General features: G+C 47.2%; 9 protein-coding genes. 3 read left to right on the plus strand and 6 right to left on the minus strand.

The window, feature by feature from the left end; genetic code table 11:
- Positions 1–119: 119 nt before the first annotated feature.
- On the plus strand, positions 120–4067 hold the full coding sequence (locus tag ACO0KZ_RS04820) for a sensor histidine kinase (protein WP_422993299.1): 3948 nt from the start codon (positions 120–122) through the stop codon (positions 4065–4067).
- Between the two features lie 92 nt (positions 4068–4159).
- On the opposite strand, the gene ACO0KZ_RS04825 is transcribed toward ACO0KZ_RS04820, so the two are convergent.
- The 6 genes from ACO0KZ_RS04825 to ACO0KZ_RS04850 all read right to left on the minus strand — a co-directional run bounded on the left by ACO0KZ_RS04825 (position 4160) and on the right by ACO0KZ_RS04850 (position 14130).
- Positions 4160–6094 (minus strand): M56 family metallopeptidase, encoded by a 1935-nt coding sequence (locus tag ACO0KZ_RS04825; protein WP_422993301.1) that lies wholly within the window; start codon positions 6092–6094, stop codon positions 4160–4162.
- A gap of 28 nt (positions 6095–6122) precedes the next feature.
- Positions 6123–6542 carry a BlaI/MecI/CopY family transcriptional regulator gene (locus ACO0KZ_RS04830; protein ID WP_422993303.1) on the minus strand — a complete coding sequence of 140 codons (420 nt, stop codon included), beginning with the start codon at positions 6540–6542 and terminating at the stop codon, positions 6123–6125.
- 229 nt (positions 6543–6771) lie between these two features.
- A complete protein-coding gene (locus ACO0KZ_RS04835; protein WP_422993305.1) occupies positions 6772–8403 on the minus strand; it encodes a M28 family peptidase in 1632 nt (543 codons plus the stop codon).
- Between the two features lie 120 nt (positions 8404–8523).
- Positions 8524–11883, minus strand: a complete 3360-nt coding sequence (locus ACO0KZ_RS04840) for a two-component regulator propeller domain-containing protein (protein WP_422993307.1) — start codon at positions 11881–11883, stop codon at positions 8524–8526.
- Positions 11884–11906: 23 nt separating this feature from the next.
- Positions 11907–13382, minus strand: coding sequence for a protein kinase domain-containing protein (locus tag ACO0KZ_RS04845; RefSeq protein ID WP_422993309.1), 1476 nt, complete (start codon positions 13380–13382; stop codon positions 11907–11909).
- 4 nt (positions 13383–13386) lie between these two features.
- Entirely contained in the window at positions 13387–14130 is a 744-nt protein-coding gene (locus ACO0KZ_RS04850; protein WP_422993311.1) for a metallophosphoesterase family protein, read from the minus strand.
- 280 nt (positions 14131–14410) lie between these two features.
- Here ACO0KZ_RS04850 and ACO0KZ_RS04855 point away from each other — a divergent pair, with 280 nt between their 5' ends.
- Positions 14411–15703, plus strand: coding sequence for an HD-GYP domain-containing protein (locus tag ACO0KZ_RS04855; protein ID WP_422993313.1), 1293 nt, complete (start codon positions 14411–14413; stop codon positions 15701–15703).
- Complete coding sequence (locus tag ACO0KZ_RS04860; RefSeq protein ID WP_422993315.1) at positions 15700–18123, plus strand: sensor domain-containing protein; 2424 nt, start codon at positions 15700–15702, stop codon at positions 18121–18123. The genes ACO0KZ_RS04855 and ACO0KZ_RS04860 overlap by 4 nt, the downstream gene beginning before the upstream one ends.
- The last annotated feature ends 86 nt before the right edge of the window (positions 18124–18209 follow it).

Consider the following 18209-nt stretch of genomic DNA (forward strand, 5'->3'; position numbering starts at 1 on the left):
CCATTTACGCCTCCTCACTTAACTGATGAGCTGGTTCTGTGATTAAGTCAATTTCTTCCCCTTTCAGCACTCGCCGGTCCTGCCAGGCAATCGGGCTGCTACAACTTGTTCAATATGGATTGTTTGCTTTTATTGGCTTCGTAGCGTCGCTGAGTTTCCTGAATTTAACGGTGTCAGATGTGTATGCTGCCAATACACCCGAGGTCAAGTTAGGCAATTTGCGTTTCGATCATGTGGGATACGACCAAGGTTTTGTGCAGCAATCCATGACCACGGTGATACAAGATAAACAAGGGTTTATGTGGTTTGGTACCCAGTTTGGCTTGGTCAAATACGATGGCTATCGCACGACCGTCTACCGCAATGATCCACGCGATCCCGAGTCCATCCGTGATAACTACGTTTCTGCCTTGTTTACTCACTCGGATGGCACCCTATGGATAGGCACGCAATCAGGACTTAGCCGCTACAATCGTCAGAAAAATAACTTCAGTAATTTTTTACGCAAAGATAAAAATGGTAGCGCCAGCGGTAACTATAGGATTAATGCGATAAGCGATGATGGTGCTCAAGGTTTATGGCTAGCAACGGATTACGGCCTGATGCATTTCGATATTCAAACACAGGGATTTACCGATTATCGTCACGATCCCACTTCAGCCGATAGCTTGCCTGATGATCTGGTTAACGATCTCGTCCTCGATCAAGATAAAAACCTGTGGGTAGGAACCGCGCTAGGTTTAAGCAAACTGAATGTAAAACGAGGAAAGTTTGAACATCTAAAGTTTGTTTCCGAAAATCGCGCAGCAGCAGCACAAAACAGCGTGGTAGCGCTGGCTATGGATTCACAACAAAGACTATGGGTAGCGACTGATGCCGGTTTATCCAAAATCGATTTGCGGCAAACACCCTACCACTCGGTAGCAATCGGCGAGGAACAAGGTTTAGATTCAGCACGTATACAAAGCCTGTTTATTGATAAGGATAACCATCTATGGATAGGCAGCTTAAATAGCGGACTGGTGCGCCATGTAGAAAAGACCCAAAGCTATGAATGGTTCCGACACAGACCGCTCGATCCCAATAGCCTGCTTCACAATCATGTGAGCAAAATCTATCAAGACCAGACGGGGGTTCTGTGGGTGGGCGCTCGTTCTGCAGGTTTGAGCAAAGTTGATCTGGCAAGTGGTGGTTTTACGCGTTTTGTGCAGCTACAAGACGATGCCAGCGGTAATAGCGATAACCGAATACGCGCCATCGCCAATGCCGGTCAAAATCATTTATGGTTAGGTACCTATGCTGGTGGTCTGTTAAGGATGAATTTAAGCAACCGTCGGGTCGAGGTTTGGAAAAAAGATCCTAAGAATAAGAATAGCTTGGTGGACGATCAAATCGTTAGCCTGTGGCCAGAGAAAGACGGCCGCCTGTGGATTGCGACACGCGCCGGCCTGAGCCTGTTTCAGCCAGCGCTAAATAGCTTTACTGAGGTTCCCATTGGGAATGACGCCAATGAGAAATATTTGGAAAAGATACTATTTGACCACGAAGGTGTGATGTGGGCATCAAGTCGTGGAGGCCTACATCGAAAATTCCCTACAGAAAAAAGCTTCACTAGTTTTCATCACGATCCGAAAGATGATGGCAGCCTTAGCAATAACTGGGCATTAAGCCTGTATGAAGACGATGAAAAACGGCTCTGGGTAGGTACCATGAATGGATTAGACCTCTTTGATCGCAAGACCGAAACTTTCATTCATTTCCGCCACAACGATAAGGATAAAGACAGTCTGAGCCACAATCGGGTTAATGCTCTATTCGAAGACAGTATGAGCAGGCTGTGGGTTGGCACAGCGGGCGGCCTTAATCGCATGGTAGAGATGGCGGACGGCAGTATACAGTTTCAGTTTTATCCCACCCAAAGCGATGGTTCGGGAGACTCCGTAGGTGGAATTTTAGAAGACAAGAACGGCGACATATGGATCAGTAGTTCTATTGGAATCTCCAAGTTGAACATGGCTACCGGGAAATTCAAAAATTACAGCGCCAAAGACGGCATGATACAAGGCTCCTTTCTAGTTGGCTCGGTACTGATGTCGGAAGACGGAACGATGAATTTTGGTGGCTGGACTGGATTGACTCGCTTCAAACCCGAGGATATCCGTGACAACCTTATTCCACCGCGTGTGTTAATTACCGATTTTTTAATTTCCAATCAGAGTATTTCTCAGTTATCGGTGCAGGGTAAGCCACGCCTGCAAGGCCCTATTCAAGATACACAAGAAGTGCAGCTCAGTTATCGCGATACTGTTTTCACCATCGAGTTTGCTGCTATTCACTTTGCTGATCCTATGGCAAATCGCTACGCTTATCGGCTCGAAGGCTTCGAAGATAAATGGGTAGAAACGGATGCAAAAAAACGGTTTGCGACTTATACCAACCTCGATCCGGGTGATTATATTTTTCGGGTGAAGGCTAGCAACAAAAATGCTGTTTGGAATGAAGAAGGTGCCACACTCAAAATACGAATTACACCGCCGGTCTGGAAAACCCTATGGTTCAGATTACTGGTCAGCGTCTTGGTATTGGGCTTGGCGTATGCCATGTATATGTATCGTGTACGCCAATTCATGCAACAAAAATTTGCTCTGAAAAATGAAGTAGAAAACCGTACGAAAGAATTACAGGACCAAAAAGCTTCATTAGAAAAACAAAAGGAGTCGATCGAGCACGCTCACAAAAACATTTCTTTATTGAGTGAAATTGGCAAAGAAATTACTGCCAAGCTGGACGAAGAAACCATCATGCAAATGCTGTACCGTAACGTGAATAATCTGATGGACGCCAGCGTGTTTGGTGTAGGCTTTTATTTGCCAGAGCAAGGGATTATTGACTTTCCTTATGTCATGGAGGCAGGCAAACGCTACGATCGCTACAGCCGTGACTTAAGTGAGAAAGATCAGTTGCCCGTGTGGTGTATAGAGAACAAAAAAGAAGTCTTTATTAATGATCTGGAGCAGGAATATCAACGCTATATTTCGCATCTGGAACTAACCAATAGCGTAGAGAGCCTTGGCTTACTAGAAGACGGTACCGTGGCGATTGCGCCGCAGTCGTTACTGTATGTACCTATTATCGTCAATCACCAAGTTCGTGGCGTGATCAGCGTTCATAGCTATAAGAAGAACGCATATCAAGTGACCGATCTTGATGTATTGCGCACGCTGGCCTCGTATGTGGGTATAGCACTTGACAATGCCGATGCCTATCAACAGTTACAGATCGCACAAAATCAGTTGGTAGAACGTGAGAAACTAGCCGCCTTGGGCGCACTGGTAGCAGGTGTTGCGCATGAATTAAATACGCCACTGGGTAATAGCTTGTTAATTGCCAGTTCAATTGAAGATCAGTTAGAAAAAATTACGGAAAAAATCGGTTCCGGCTCTGTCAAGCGCTCTGACTTCAAACAATTCACCGATCGTTGCCACGAGGCTTGCGTACTACTGATGCGCAGCTTAGAAACCAGTGCCAACTTAGTCAGTAGCTTTAAGCAAGTCGCTGTGGATCAGGCCAGTGCCCAGGCGCGCCCATTTAACTTGTACAAAACCACGCAAGAGATAGTCGCTACCATGATGAATCAGGTGCGACATGCCGATCATCAGCTCATCATCGATATTCCACCCCATATAGAAATGCACAGCTACCCGGGTCCCTATGGTCAGGTTTTGATCAACCTTTTACAGAACGCTTTGTTGCATGGCTTTGATGGCACAAAAAATGGCCTCATGCGCATCAGCGCCGCTGAGTTGGGAGACAAAGTACAAATCTGTTTTGAAGATAACGGCAAAGGGATACCCCAAGCGCATATAGGCAGAATTTTTGAACCTTTCTTCACCACGAAATTGGGACACGGCGGCTCTGGACTCGGTTTGAATGTCACCTACAATATTGTGACATCTTTGTTAGGCGGCCAAATCAAAGTCGACAGCGCAATCGGTCAAGGTACAGTGTTTACGCTTGAGTTACCTATTCATGCGTGGACACCGAATGAAATTGAAAAGCCAGTATAAGGTCTTAGGGCTTATCCTGGCTTTCACAAGTATTGAATTCTGGTTCTCAAATAGACCGCGCTATGATAAATAGCGCGGTCAAGATTCCACTATTAAATATCTTTTGCTACCGATACCAAACCTTTTTGCTTAGCTTGTTGAATCAAGTCTCTGACTTGTTTCTCAGCCTGGACGGCAAGCGCTTCCATTTGCTTACCTAACTGATTCATTTCTTCACCCAAAGCGTTCATGGGCTGACTTGCTTGATTCATCTTTTGCCCGAGTTCTTCCAAGGGCTGCAAAGAAGTACGTAATTTCTCATGTTCGGTTTGGTATGCTTGGCTATCCTTGCGTAATTTTTGTTCAAGCTCACGCACTTCCGCTTCGGCTTCTCTGATGCGTTTTTGTGCTTCAGTCCGCTGCTCATCTGTCTTCGCCAATTCTAACTTGGTAACCGCAGCTTCTATCTTGCGGCTGAAGGCTTGCATTTTCTTTTCAAGAGCGCGCATACGTGCTTCCAACGCCGCATCTACCGGGTACTCTTTAGCAGAAACCGCTTCCATCTGCTTGCCGATTTCTTCCATGACTTTGCTATGCACTTCCATCTTTTTACCTTGAGCGTCCATTTGTTTACCTAGGACTTCCATAGGTTGATAGGCTGCATTGGCTTGCGCCAGGATAGCGCTGTCTTTAATGATGTAAGATTGTCCGTTTTCAGAAAACCATAGAAATTCGTCTTTGGTTTTTTTCCTCAATGCATCGATTTCACGTGTTCCTTTACGATCGGTATTAACAAAGTTGCCGCGCTCATTATCTGGTTTAATCAGCGCAAATGAGGTCCTAGCTGAAGCGTCGGGTTTTGCAGTCATGACTGTTGTGCTTTGGGTATCCGCGACACTGGCAGGCGGCGGCGCAGGTGTCACCACGGGCATTGTTGCCGCAGCATTACTAGCCACCATGGGCGTCGTGCTACTATTATTTATAGTAGTTGTCGTGGCTGCTTGTGCATAGATGAGCGAGCAAGCTGCACTCAGACTCAGTAAAGGTAAAGCCATTTTCCAGGTCCAAACACCGGCTGGTGATGCCGGGCGAATTAAGCGTTTGATGCGTAACATAAGATTTCCTCCGTGTGCCGCTTGGGCGAGTTGAGGGTGAGAGAACTGGAACTGCTCCAGCTCAGATAATGCAAGCGCCAGGCGCCGCGGTTCGCCTAACAATCCTGCGGCTAAATCATCGGCAATCTGCTCACGCTCGATACGAATTTGTCGTGATAACCACCAGACAGCAGGGTGGAAGAACAACAAAATCTCTATCGCGCTTTGCAACAGATTGACCAGGTAATCCATACGCTTCACGTGCGCCACTTCATGCGCCAATAAAGCTTCTATTAATTCAGGAGGCATGCCAGTCATTAAGGCGCTTGGGAAAATCACCATAGGACGCCACCAACCGACCGTAAAGGGTGACTCGACTTCGTCAGAAATGCCGAGACGTATTGCACCTTGAATGTTCATTCTTTGCGCTAGCTGCTGCAGTTTAGCTTGCCAAAACACATTGCTTTGACGACTGCCACGTTGCACTCTTTGACGTACCCACAGCAGTCCAGCACACATGCGCAAGGCCATGCCAGCAACGCCGATAGCCCAGAGTAATACTAAGATAGGCGCGACAGAGGCGAACCGTGGTTCCCACGCTTGCCAACGCCAATTCCTGAAACTCGTCAACGAAGCTAACGTGTCACTTGACTCCCCAGCCTTGTTGTCAAGATCGTTAGGGACGGGCGTGTCAACATAGAATCCAGTCAAGGAGTCAGACTGCCAGTACTCAACAGATTGACCGGTGTGACTGATGAGGTTTTGCACAGGCAAAGCTATGCACAACAGCAAGGCTAAACAGAGCAAGAGATAACGACTCTGCGCTGACGCCGACCGCAACAAGCGCAAGCCCACAGCTGTCGCTATTGCGATCAGACTCGCCTGCCACAACACATGCAATAGGGCGATGCCTAGCACAGACAATCCAGGTAAGAATGGCGTCAGATTGCTCATCACGTCTTGTCTCCTTGCTGATTTTTGATTAGTTATCGCGTTTGTCTACTGGCGGTTTTCCGTGCAGATAGGCTTGAATCTCGGCACGTTCGGTATCACTGACATGCTCTTTCAGTGCTGCCATGATCAGTTCTTTACCAGAACCAGAAAATGCTTTTTGAATAAAGTCTTGTAGCAAGTTGGTCTGCAATTTTTCCTGCGCCTGTGCGGCGGCATACACATGTGAGCGCGCACTTTCATCGCGCGTCAACAAACCCTCGCTATGCATGATTTGTAATTGACGTAATACCGTAGCTTGGTTGATCTCAGGTCGATCTGCTTGTACTCGCTCGAAGACTTGCTTAGCAGTCGCCGGACCTTGTTGCCACAGGACCTTGAGCAGCGCTAATTCGGCCGCAGTAGGTTTTCGGGTGGCGCTGGTTTTCTGTGTTTTTTTTATGAGATTCATGCAAGCTCCAAATGCTTTTCAAATTTCAATGAAACAAGCATAGCGCATCTAGAACTTTTTTTCTAGAAAAATTTTTCTAGATTGAGAAATATTTTTTTTGGTCCCTCTTTGCTGACGATATAAACAAGGAAATCACCCGACGATTATGAGGCCAGGAAAGAAAAAAGCAGGAAACTTCATTTCTGAAGCTTCCTGCTTTTTGTGTGTTTCTAACTACGTCTGGTTTTACTTATTTAGCGCGCAATTTACCCAAAGGATCGCCCGCTTTCCAAGCTGGCATTTTAGGACTATCTGCCACCGCACGGCCTAAGTTTAGAGTGAATTGCGCTTGTTGCACCATACCGGACAAGTCCCAAGTAGGATCAAACTCGTCACTCGCTTGGTGATAGCGTTTGCCGTAAGCTTTCGCTTTTTCTTTCGCGGCTTCTGGATCTTTCACATAGTCTTTACCACCGCCGACTGAGAACGCAGGTATACCAGCTTTGGCAAAACTAAAATGATCGCTGCGGAAATAGCCGCCGGATAAGTCAGGTTCTGCCGGGGCGATCACTAAGCCCATATTTTTCGCTACTTTGGCGGCCATATCGCCAAGCTCTGTACGCTCACTTCCGCGTGTACTCATATCGCGAGTGACACCGACAAAATTCAAACTGTCCAAATTCAAATTCGCTGCAGTTTTTTCTAAAGGCCACAAAGGTTGTGCTGCATACAATGCGCTACCGAGCAGACCTTGTTCTTCGGCAGCGACCCATAAGAACATCTGGCTACGCTTAGCCGGCGCTTGCAAAGCGGCTTTTGCCATCGCTAGCAAAGCGGCTGTGCCTGAGCCATTGTCGACTGCACCGTTATAAATCGTATCACCACTCGTGCCTTGTTTGCCCAGATGATCCCAATGGGCACTGTAGATCACCAACTCGTCTTTCAATTTAGGATCTGTACCTGGCACCACGGCGGCAACATTGTATTGCTCCACCGTGCGGATATCGGCTTTTTCTTCGCCTGTCAATTTTGCTGAGAGTGTCACTGGTTTGAAATCACTGCGTTCAGCGGCAGCACGCAATTGATCTAAGTCCTGACCAGCGCCACTAAACAATTTACGTGCGGTGTCTTCACTGATCCAGCCTTGCAAAGCCGTACCCAATGCTGCGCCCTGCAATTGGAATTTTTCTGCCGTGCCGCCATTTTGTACCACTGACCAACCATAGCTTGCAGACGCGTCTGTGTGGATCAACAAAACACCCGCTGCGCCACGACGTTTTGCTTCTTCGTATTTGTAAGTCCAACGACCATAATAGGTGAGCGCTTTGCCACCGAAACGATTTGGCTCTTGCGCTGTTGGCTGCGGATCATTCACCATCATGACTAACAATTTGCCAGTCACATCTTGACCTTTGTAGTCATCCCACTTTTCTTCAGCCGCACTGATGCCGTAACCAACGAACACGATATCCGTATCGAACTGATGGCTCGCTACCGCATCACCCGGTGCCCAGACCCAATCTTTACCGAACTCAATCGCCAATGGATTACCACCTGCGACTAATTGCAAGCTACTTTGCTGCGGCTGTGCCTTGACACCAGCGATTTTGACTAATTGACGATAGCTGTTGCCATTGCCCGGTTTGAGACCTATCACTTGCGATTGGCTTTCCAAGTACTGTACGGTCAGATCGCCACCACGTTGCCCCGTACCACGGCCTTCAAATAAATCGGAAGAAATCAAAGCTAAATGCGCACGTAATGGCGCTTCTTCCACTACGGCGGCAACCGTTTTGCTCGCCTTTGTTTTATCAGCCGCTTGCACCGGAAAGGCTAAAATCAAACTGGCAGCCAAGCTGCTCAGTAACAAGTTTGTCTTCATAAATTTCCTATTTTTTTAATTTAACGTCTTCTAATTCAAAACAAATACCGGCAAGATAGACAACATCTTGCGCAAAAGATTCCTTAGTTGCCACAAGGATTATACGACGGGCGCGGAGTGCTATGTGCGGTCCCTTCCATGCGACCAATCTAGTGGAGTGTCGGTGGGCAAGGAAGTTTTCACCACGATATGCCCTTGCGCGATTTGCTGCTCAACCTCTAATGCGACGTCAGTGATATGTCCCTTGCTATAGTCACTGCCTAGCAAAAATAGACCGGTCCAGGCATTTCTGCCACCGCGCTTAGCAGCGTAAAGACATTGATCTGCGATATCCACCACTTGCTCCCAGGTAAAGGCTTCTACCGATGTCGGAATAAATGGGTAAGTCGCCAAACCGATAGAACAAGTTTTGTGTAGTACTTTGCCATCAGGCAGCACAAAATCGTGTTCTGCGATACGGGTACGGATGCGCTCCGCCAACACTTCGGCTTCTAGATAGTTCGCATTGCGCGCCACAATCAAAAATTCTTCCCCGCCCCACCGTATAATGATATCGGTTTCGCGAACCGCATCTTTTAGAATCTTAGTTGTCTCAATCAACACCAGATCCCCTGCAGCATGACCGAATTCGTCGTTGACTGATTTGAAGTAATCGATATCGACCATCATAAAAATGATGTCGATGTTTAACGTTGCGCGGTCGATGTCCTTGACGTTAAGGCCTTGATAGGCGCGATTCACTAGCGCGACATCTTCGTCTATACACAAGTTCAAATAACGGCGGTTACGCAATCCCGTCAGATGATCGGTCAAACTTTGTTGTTCTAAAAGTTGACGTGATACTTCCAATTCCTGGGTGCGCTGTTGGACCAACAATTCCAAGGTATGATTCCGGTTCGCAAGACGCCATAAGCGCCAACGTATCAAACCGACCACCAGTGTGGAGATCACCAAAAAGTAAGAGGTGTATGCCCACCAAGTTTGAAACCATGCAGGCATTACCCGTATAGGCAATACCACGATCTGTTCCGACCAGGCTCCGCTACGATTCGAACCACGCAATAACAAACGATAATCACCCGGTGACAAATTAGTGTAGGCCGCCAATCGACGGGTGTAATCGGTTTCTATCCAATCCTTATCGTAACCTTCCAGCTTGTAGGCATAATGATTGCGCTCTGGTGCAGAATAATCGAGCGCCGCGAATTCAATGATCATGCTATTGGCGTCAGGATTGATCACGAGCTTCTCAGGATTAGTTCCAAGAAATCTCGCTTGGTTAGCAGCGATCGTTTTACCCCCTGCTTGTATGCTGGTGATGACAACCGGTGGATCAAATTTGTATTCTTTCTTAAAAGAAGGGCGCACAACGGTGACACCACCAACCCCGCCGAAAATCAAATCACCTTGCGGCAATCTGGCACCCGAATTACTCCAATAGCCAGAAATTGCAACGCCATCAGGTTCAGTAATCGCGGTAATTTTTAAGGTGTCAGGATTCACTTTCGCCAAACCTTCATCGGTGCTAACCCAGATATCGCCGCGGGTATCTTCCAAAACTTTGTTGACTAAATCATTCTGCAAACCCTGCTCTTTACGCAGATGAATAAACTTAGCATCTGTTTTGCCGTTAGGTGTACGGAGTAATTCTAAGCCACCTCCTTGCATCGCGATCCACAGCCAACCGCGCGAATCAAATAAAAGCGCTGAGGCGTTTCTGTGCGATAAAGAATGTTCGTTTTTTGGATCTGGCTTAAAATTCTGCATAGCACCCGTATCGAGTTCAATGCGATAAATGCCGTCTTGTGACGTGCCCACCCATATCGCACCGTCAGGCGCTCTCTGCAAATCAGTGATAAATTTATTCGCAACTGGTTTGGCCCATACCGGTTGCATCACTTTATCTTCGTCCAGCGTTAAGTCTTTTTCCCACAATCCCTCGGGCCCCCCGATGAGCAGTTTGCCTGACAATTCCAACATGGCAGCGACACGTAAACCCGGATTGCGTGGCACCAAATTTAATTTTTGCAGATTTTCTCCCGACAAATCTGACCGATACATACCTTTATCGGTGCCGATATAAACTTTTCCCGACTGACTTTGGAAAATACTGAATATCGCGCTCTGCGGTAATGCACTCATTGGTTTGCTGTCGTCAGCGATCAAAGTTTGGAAGCGTTCACTACCCGGATGTAAAATGCTGATACCATGATTTTGCGAACCTATCCAGACACTGCCATCCGACATACCGCTTGCCGAAAAAAAGTCGATGCCAACTAAGCCATGCTGGTGCCTATCGCTACCAAACAACGTAAAAAACGCACTAGAAGAAGGGTCATGCAAACTGATACCGCGTTGGCTACCAACCCAAATCAGACCTGAACGATCTCGAAAGATCGACCATACCGAATTGTCTGCCAAACTGGTACTGCGGCTAGCCTCATGCAATAAACGTTTGCTTTCCAAAGTGGTGCTATTAACAATAACGACACCTTTACCGTAAGTACCCAACCAAATTTCATTCTCGGCGGTTTCACGTATCGTGAAAATATTATCATTCGCTGGCAACAGCTGATTAGTATCGGGCTGAGGCAATAGCAGTCGATGTGGGATGCCGTCTTTGGGATCGATATAGAAAGCACCTGCGTCAAAAGTACCGATCCAGATTTTACCGTCCTGACTACAAGCGAGACTAACAATACGTTGAACCTTTCCAGCTTCCATAGGTAAACGCACCGATTTAAACCGTGTACTGCCAACATCTCGCTGCTCTTGTTTCATCAGCCCTTGACTGGTACCTATCCATAGGCTGCCGGTTTTGTCGCGGGTTAGCGCACGTACAAAATCGGTGGACAAACTGGCTTCTTGCTTGGAATCTGCGTGAAATTGCTGGAACTTACCGCTGTCTGGATCGTAATGATTGAGTCCACCGCGAGTTGCCAGCCACATTCCATTTTTTCCATCGCCAATAATTGCATTGATCGTGACATGACTGATTGCCTGTGGACCAATTGGAATCCGTATAAAGCGGTCATTTTTTCTATCGTATCGCGCCAAGCCACCACCATTGGTGCCGACCCAAATCTGTCCGAGGGGATCGGTGTAGAGCGACATGACATAATTATCCGGCAAACTATTTGCATCATTTTGCACTGGCAAATAATTACGGAAACGATAGCCATCCCAGCGTGCAAGACCACCTTGGGTGCCAACCCAGATAAATCCATCGCCATCTTGAGCGATGGCAGTAGCACTATATTGCGGTAAACCGTTTTGAGTAGAAAGCCGGTGAAATACGGTATCAGCAAATTTTCGCCAAGTTGGTAGCGGTGCTAAAACTGCTTGTCCTGACTGTCGATTAGCCTGTGCAAGGGTCTGTGATTGAGCAGACACTACAACACCAGACCATGCAACACACAGCAATAAACCGCCAGTCAAACTGGCACCGAGCTGTCGATAAAATGAGGGAAATCGGCTCATCACTAGCGGTTCGAAATATAGACTTACTCTCGTCTCTGCTTAACCACGGTCACGGTACATTCGGCTTCCGCCACCACTTGCGCAGAAACACTGCCCAAGTAACGCCGAATAGTCGAACTACCACGCGATCCGATAATAATTTGATCGACATTGTTATTATGTGCATAGTCAATAATCGCAGAAGCGGTGTCGTGTGCCTCCAGCACATGGAAAGTAATTTTATCTTTGGGCACTTGCAATGGTCGCGCCCAGTGTTTTAGTTCAACCAACTGCTTTACATGCATATTTTGTCCGTCCTGGACCATGCCATCGTCCAGACCAATACGGCTGGTTTTACGTATCGTGACGCAAGCCAGCCGCGCTCCGGGTTCGGTCTGCAACATGCGCCGGGTCAGCATACGAATATCATCAGCTAACTCGGTATTACTTTCACTCAAATGCAAGGCCACCATAATGATCGGTGATTGCGAGAGTTGATCCGACATACTGTACTTGGCAAAAGGCTCAACACCTGCGGCATGAAAACGTCGCTTCAATACCGACAGCAAACCATCTTTATTGGATTTTTCCGCGCGTGCGGTCAGATGCAATTGATCTGGATTTTGCAGCATCAAACCCAGCTGCGCTGCGGTGTCAAAACGGGCAGCGGGATCGACTTCCAAGCAACGTAAAATGATCTCTTGTAACCAATTCGGGATCGCGGGATTGTGTACACGTGGCGGAATCGCATCTCGATACAAGCGTTTTTTTAAACCAGATACGGATGTAGGATGACCAAAAGGTCGCTCGCCAGTAGCCAGGTGATACAGCAATACGCCAAGCGAAAACTGATCACTGCGCGGCTCATTGCGTATGCCCAATACTTGCTCAGGTGCGATATATGGCCCGGTTCCCATCGGCAGACGAAATTCTTCTCCGAGCAAATCAGGCAATTTGTCGTGACGTGATAAACCATAATCAATCAAGACTGCAACACCACCTTCACGAAACATGATATTCGACGGTTTCAGATCAAGATGAATCACGTGCTGCCGGTGTAAGTCTTGCAAAGCGGCGGCGACCTTAATACCTATCGTTACCACCTCATCGACAGGTAAAGGTGATGCATCAAATCGTGAACGCAGTGAAGTACCTTCGATGTGTTCCATGACGATGAAAGGCTGAGCGTCAAAATCACCGGAGCCAAAATACCGAGGTACATGTTTGCCTTTAAGCTTAGGCATAATCATTTGTTCAACTTCGAAGGCGACAATAGCAGTCGGATCATCGATACTGAACATCAAAGGCACCTTCATGATCAAGGCGGGTAACTCGCCTTCCGGTGAACGGTAACGCTCCTGTAAATCGGTAATGCGCCACAACGCAGCCATGCCACCTGTATGTAATTTCTCTTCAAGACGATAATAATCAACCACCATGCCCGCTTGCAGTCGCTTGGGAGATGACGGTTTTTCCGATGAACTCTGAAGTTCAGCTGGAGTTAGCTTACTATCCTTCATAAAACTAGCCTCCCTGAACTAAGCGATGTGCCAGCACGGCAGGCAAACCCGCTTCCAGCACTTTTTGCGCGGCCGTTTCTGCGTCGTACGGTACCCGAAAAAAAGTTAGCTCTCGTTTAACCGTATCAAACAAGGCATAGCATGCAGCTGGATTACCATCGCGAGGCTGTCCCACCGACCCGGGTTGTACCAACCAGCGCCGCAATTTACTTAAAGACATACTTAGGTCTGAGACGGGTGTGAATTCACCGACTTTCCCAGCATCAGTCATATGGTACAAACTTGGGGTATGCACATGGCCACAAAAGGTAATCTGAGCCTGCGTGGCTTTAATGCTTCGCCCCGCTTCCATCACACCGTCTACATATTCCCACTTCTCTGGCGCCCAGGCATTCGCGTGCACCAACAATAAATTTTCAAACTCAATTTGCATAGGCAAATTGCGAATAAACTCTAGTTGATAGTGATTTAATTGACCGCGTGTCCAATCTACTACGGCTCGGGCATTTGCATTCATATCTTTGCGATCTACATGCAGGACACCAAGATCATGATTTCCCATCAACACATAGGCACCACGTCCGACGTAGTTAATGACCGTATCGAGCACCCATATAGGATCAGCGCCATACCCGATCAAATCCCCCAAAAAAGCATATTGTTCTGCATGCCGTTCTTCAGCATGCGCCAAACAAGCTTCCAAGGCTTCGCGGTTAGCATGCAAATCCGTTAACAATGCTAATAACATGGGTAAAATCTTTGAAAGATAAAATTTGATTGTAAGATATTTGTGCACTGAGAAATGCTATTTTGTTGTTCTGCGATGGACTATCTACGCGGCATAATAAAGCGATAACAAATCCCCTAACAAATACAACGCATCAAGTTTTTATCTACGAAAAAATCTATTTATTTTTCGATGATATTGGCAAAAACAGGTTTTTTCGGATATTGTGACCTATACTCAAACAGTTAATTTAAAGAAACTTTTTTAGTAATTAGTTTGAACACTCTGAAATGCCTGTGCGATGACCGACGCTACCCATCAATTTATCAGTCCGGCAGAATTGCGAATTGGTTTATACATCTACCTCGATATAGGTTGGATGGATCATCCATTTCCGGTGAGTAGCTTTGAAATCCGCAATCAAGATCAGATTCACAAATTGCAGGCACTAGGCTTACAAAAAATTCGGTATGCTCCTGACAAAAGTCAGCCTGATCCAAAGGCAAACACTCCAAAAAACGTCCCTGACGTGAATACGGCAGCCAACACCGAAACGCCAGAGGCATTGGCAGCGAAACATCGAAAAGCTTTACTTGCAAGCCAACAAGCAAGCCTGATGGCATGCGAACGCCAGTTTGGGCAGGCAACGCAAGATTTCAAACATCTGACTGAAATAGTCCACGCGCAACCACCTGCAGCCAAAGATACTGCCAGTAAATTAGTAGAAGGCATGTTGGATGGCATCCTCAATCATGATGAATCAGCGATCCGGCTTTTATCCGAAAAAGCGGGTGAGAAGACGGCACTACACAGTATCAATGTCACCTTGATTTCTCTATTACTAGGGAAGGCTTTAGAGTTACCTAAAGACGATATGCTGGAACTCGGTATCGGCGCATTATTGCACGATGTGGGCAAGATCGAATTGCCAGATCGCCTGCGGTGGGTCGATGAACAGAGCAGTCCATCTGAACGACAGTTATATCAAAGCCACGTCGCGCATGGTGTCAATTTGGCGCGCAAAATGCAATTATCCAGCAGTGCAACTTTACTGATCGCACAGCATCACGAGTTCGCCGATGGCAGTGGTTATCCAGGCCATATCCAGGTCGACAAAATGACGATGCTGAGCCGGATAATTTCACTGGTAAATCGCTTCGATAACATGTGCAACCCGAGCAACGTCGCACTGGCCATCACACCGCATGAGGCCTTATCGCAGCTTTTCACTAAGAACAAAATGCAGTCGGATACCGCAACACTGACGGCATTTATCAAAATGATGGGCATTTATCCACCAGGCTCCGTGGTACAACTCAGTGATGAGCGTTATGCGCTGGTCGTTTCGGTAAATTCCTCACGCCCGATCAAACCCAAAGTCATTATTCACGATCCTTCGGTGCCTCGTGATGATGCCTTAATGATTAATCTGGAGCATGAATCCCACCTAGGCATACGCCGTAGTTTAAAACCGGTGCAATTACCTAAGGCGGCCTACGATTATCTCTCGCCTCGTAAACGCCTGTGCTATTTCTTTGAACGCGCCAGCGATCCGCTCTCCATGGCGACTGATTTGGTTGGTAAAATTTCATGAGCAACCGCCAATGGGAAGCATTAATCGAAGGCATGCTGGAAGGCGTGTTGCTTGTCGATCCGGTACAACTGCATGTTGTCGCAGCCAACCGCGCTGCCCATGAGTTGCTCGGTGTCACACCACATAGTTTACTTAACACGCCAGTGATAAATCTGGCTGCGTCTCCAGAGGACATGTTCTTTTGGGAAGATGTCGCCGCAGGCCTGTCCAATAATATCTATTCTGAAACGCTGTTACGTCGTCCCGACGACAGCGTTATCCATGTCGTCCGACGCGTCAGCTTTGTTCACCTGGATAAAGACACCTCGCTGTATGTGGTGGCGATCCGGAATCACAGCGATCAACGACAAATCGAGACCGAATTAGAAAAGCTCATCGCTGAATTACGAGCTACTTTAGAGTCCACCGCAGATGGTATTCTGGTCACTGATCTAGACGGTGAAATTCGCAGCTACAATCACTTATTCGCAAAATTATGGGACTTGCCAGAAGCATTACTGACCGAGCGCAATGACATAGCGATCTATGCCTGGATGGACAATTGTATCGTCGATGCCAGCAATTACCATGAACGCCTGTCGGAAATACGACGCTCACCTCTGATGGAGGCCAATGACCTGCTGGTTCTGCATTCAGGAAAAATTCTGGAACGCGTCACACTACCGCAGTACGCCCGCGGACGGCCGATAGGCAGAGTATTTTCTTTCCGCGATATTTCAGAGAAATTGGCGGATCAAGCACGTTTACAACTGGCATCAAAAGTGTTTGAAGCTAGCACCGATGCCATCTTTATCACGGACCACTACCAAAAAATCATCACGACCAATCCTAGCTTCGAGCGTCTGACTCAGTACACCGAAGCTGAAATGATAGGCCAGACCATAAGCGACTTCTTACTTAATCAAGGTAGTTCTGAAGTCCTGAAACGGGTTTTGAATGAGCTAACCGAATACGGCTTTTGGGAAGGTGAAATCTGGAACCGTCGTAAAGACGGGCATGCGTATCTCTGCATGATTTCCTTGGTCTGCTTGCAAAATGAATTAGGTTACACGGTTAACATCATCGGTTTTTTTAAAGACCTGACCGAAAACTATAACGCCAAGCAAAAAATTGAAGAGCTGGCATTCTCCGACGCCTTAACAGGCCTGCCCAACCGACTGCTATTGGAAGAGCGCATCAACCAAGCAATTACGCATGCCAGCCGCGACAATGGTGAATTTGCCTTGCTGTTTTTGGATCTCGATAACTTTAAGCAGATTAACGACTCCTTGGGCCATCCTTTTGGCGACCGGGTCTTAATTGAAGTCACCGAGCGCCTGAAAAAATGTATACGCCAAGTCGATACTGCAGCGCGTCTCGGTGGCGATGAATTCGTTTTGCTATTACATCAGGCCAATGCGAGTGGGGCCGAGATCTGCGCCCGGCGCGTACTGGCTGACTTAGCTGCCTCGTTCTGTCTTGATGGTATTCCCTTTAGCGTGACCTGTAGTATCGGTATAGCCCTGTATCCTACCGATGGTCAAACGATGGAAGATCTGATTAAGAATGCGGATAGTGCGATGTACCACGTGAAAGAACGCGGGCGCTCCGATTTCCGTTTTTATCAGCGTCAAATGAATATAGGCTTACTGTCGCGTATGAAAATTGATCATGCCATGCGTCAGGCACTGGAGCATCAGGAATTCCGCCTGCATTACCAACCGCTTGTGGATCTGCAAACTCAACAGGTGTTCGGCGCAGAAGCTTTACTACGTTGGCACGACCCGGAATTAGGCGAAGTCAGTCCGGCGAAATTTATCCCCATCGCAGAAGAGACCGGTCTCATTATCGCGCTAGGCAATTGGGTGATGCATACGGCGATTACCCAAGCTGCCGCATGGAATAAAGATGGACGTCAAATACGCATCTCTGTGAATGTCTCTGCGCTACAGTTTCAACAACCCAATTTCGTGGATAGCTTGGCCAATGCCTTGGACGATGCCCATCTTGATCCCAGCTTTATTGAATTGGAACTGACAGAATCCATCTTGATACGTGATATCGACGAGACACTGAAGAAGCTCAATGCCATAGCCAAATTAGGCGTAAGAATGGCAGTGGACGATTTTGGTACAGGCTATTCCAGTCTTAGTTACCTCAAACGATTCCCCATCAATAAACTCAAAATTGACCGCTCTTTCGTTATGAATCTGACCAAAGACGAAAGTGATGTCGCGATCGTCACGGCGATTATCAGCTTAGCCCACGCGCTTAAGTTAAAGGTGATCGCCGAGGGCGTAGAGACAGAAGAGCAAAAAGACTTGCTGTCATCCTTATACTGTAACGAGATACAAGGCTTCTTAATCTCACGAGCCTTAAATCCTCATGATTTTGAAACGCAATTTTTGCAAAGTACACTGAAGGATGGCAACCGCGCCTAAGCTGATTTTGGTCCAAATACTCAACAAAAATTCCAATAAAACCCCCATTTCGATATCTTTTAAATCATAAAAGCTCAAATTGTCGT

The organism is Undibacterium sp. Di24W (genome assembly GCF_049340325.1).
In the GTDB taxonomy this organism is placed as follows: Bacteria; Pseudomonadota; Gammaproteobacteria; order Burkholderiales; family Burkholderiaceae_D; genus Undibacterium.